A 1553-nucleotide genomic window follows, 5' to 3' on the forward strand; every position below is an offset into this window, starting at 1 on the left:
CGGCGCTCGTCGCCGCGGTGGGCCTGGCGGGACTCACCAAGGCCCCGCGTGTGTGGACCGCGATGCTCCTTGTGGGCGTCGCGGTCCTCGGCTGCCACTACGCGGGCTACCTCGATTTCCTCGACGGCTCCGGCGCGGCGCTGCGCAACGTCCACAAATTCGATCCGCTCGTGCGCCTGCCGCTCGCGCTCGGCATCGGCTTTGCCTGGGCGGCGCTAAGCCGCCAGCGCAACTCTGGGCAACGCGCGACGGCGCTGGTGGCCGTGGCGCTGGTGGTGGGGGCATCGGCAAGCCCGGCGTTCACGGGCCGGCTCTTGCCGCGCGGGGCGTACGAGGCGGTGCCGCAGTACTGGCAGGACGCGGCGGACTTCCTCAATGCCCATGCACAGGGCACGCGCACCCTCTTTTTCCCCGAGCGTTCTTTCGCGCGCGAGGCCTGGGTTTGGCCGCGCGCCGACCCGCTCCAGCCGCTGCTCGACGTGCCGTGGGCCTTGCTCGACGCGATTCCGCTCGTGCCGCCCGAGGCCATCCGCGGGCTCGACGGCGTCATGGCCGCGCTCCAGGCGGGCGACGCCTCGGGGCTTACGCGCCTGGGCATCGGCGCGCTCGTCGTCCGCAATGGCGTGGAGAAGCACGGCGCGCTCAAGGACGTCCCGGGCGAGGTCCACTCCTTCGGCGACGTGGACGTCATCCTCCTCAACGAACGGCCGGACATGCTGCTCGGCTCCACCGACCCGGTACGCGTGGCCGGCGGCGGCGAGTCCCTCGCCTTCCTACCTGGCGGGCCGTACTCCTTGGTGGACGCAGACGCGGACGTCGTCACAGATACGCCGTTGCTCGTGGACCGAAACTTCGGCACGCTCGACGGGCCGGTCTCCGCGCCGCTGCCCGCAGACGAGCCGACGCGCTCGCACAACGTGGAGCGCGACTATCCCTCGGCGGGCCCGATTGTGGCGGTAGAGGAACGTGGCGGCCACGTGCGCGCGTCGAGCTCTGCCGCGGACGCGAATGCCCTGGGCGGAGCGCGTCCGGCGCACTCGGTGACCGCGGCGGTAGACGGGGAGGATTCCACCGCCTGGTGGCCCGCACCTGGAGATACGGGCTGGCTGGAACTCGAAGGCGAGTTCCCGGCGCGCTCGACGCTCACGCTCACCGCGACGGCGGAGACGACCGTAACGGTCCGCAACGGCGACGCCTCCGTGAACGTCGATCTCGGCGAAGAACCCACCGAGGTCCGCATTCCCGGCGGGGCCGCGAGCGCGGTGCGGGTCGAGCTCCACGAGCGTGTGGGTCTCGCCAACGCGCAGGTCGAGGGGCATGAGATCACCCGGACCGTCGTTGTGCCGGATAGCTCGCCGAAGGCGCGCGCCTTCCTCTTCCAGCGCGCCATCGTGGACACCGGCGTCCTCATTCGCGAGTTCACCGCCCCGCGGGACATGTCGCTGAAGCTCGACGCAGACCGCCCCGTGGACATCGACGGCGAGACCTACGAGCCCGGCGCGACCGTCCCCCTGGCCGCGGGCACGCACGAGCTGCGCACCCGGGCGAAGGTC

General features: G+C 72.0%; 1 protein-coding gene. It reads left to right on the forward strand.

Features of this window, described 5'->3' with window-relative positions; genetic code table 11:
* The coding region (locus tag BN9444_RS01185) for an alpha-(1->3)-arabinofuranosyltransferase domain-containing protein (protein ID WP_199872833.1) at positions 1-1553 on the forward strand (1553 nt) is incomplete at both ends.

Source organism: Corynebacterium phoceense, from assembly GCF_900092335.1.
Taxonomy (GTDB): domain Bacteria; phylum Actinomycetota; class Actinomycetes; order Mycobacteriales; family Mycobacteriaceae; genus Corynebacterium; species Corynebacterium phoceense.